Here is a 626-nt window from a genome sequence, read left to right on the forward strand (position 1 = left end):
TATACGCCGCCTAGCCGAAAGGCACGCTCTTTAACAATTTAATCAAACAATCTGTGTGAGCACTTGTTGTTGATGTGATTTCAAAAAAATCAAAGTCCTTTCTTGTAAAGGCAACATCAATAATAGTGACACACGAAATAATTCATTATTTCAGAATAATAAATTGTTAATTGCTTATATTTATATAAGTCATTAGCAGTAAGTTTTAGTCAGTAGTATTGAGTCGCACTTTTAATTAAGTGCAAATTAAACTTTAAATTGAAGAGTTTGATCATGGCTCAGATTGAACGCTGGCGGCAGGCTTAACACATGCAAGTCGAACGGTAACAGAAAGTAGCTTGCTACTTTGCTGACGAGTGGCGGACGGGTGAGTAATGCTTGGGAATATGCCTTATGGTGGGGGACAACAGTTGGAAACGNAACATCTCCGGATCAAAGTGGGGGACCTTCGGGCCTCACGCCATAAGAGTAGCCCAAGTGGGATTAGCTAGTTGGTAAGGTAATGGCTTACCAAGGCGACGATCCCTAGTTGGTCTTAGAGGATGACCAGCCACACTGGAACTGAGACACGGTCCAGACTCCTACGGGAGGCAGCAGTGGGGAATATTGCACAATGGGCGCAAGCC

The 626-nt window shown here is 43.2% G+C and carries 1 rRNA gene; it reads left to right on the forward strand.

Features of this window, described 5'->3' with window-relative positions:
• Nucleotides 1-255 precede the first annotated feature (255 nt).
• Nucleotides 256-626, forward strand: a 16S ribosomal RNA gene (locus tag GQR38_RS19955); the annotation flags it as partial.

It is taken from the genome of Pseudoalteromonas sp. c7(2019) (genome assembly GCF_011378625.1).
GTDB classification, from domain to species: Bacteria; Pseudomonadota; Gammaproteobacteria; order Enterobacterales; family Alteromonadaceae; genus Pseudoalteromonas; species Pseudoalteromonas arctica.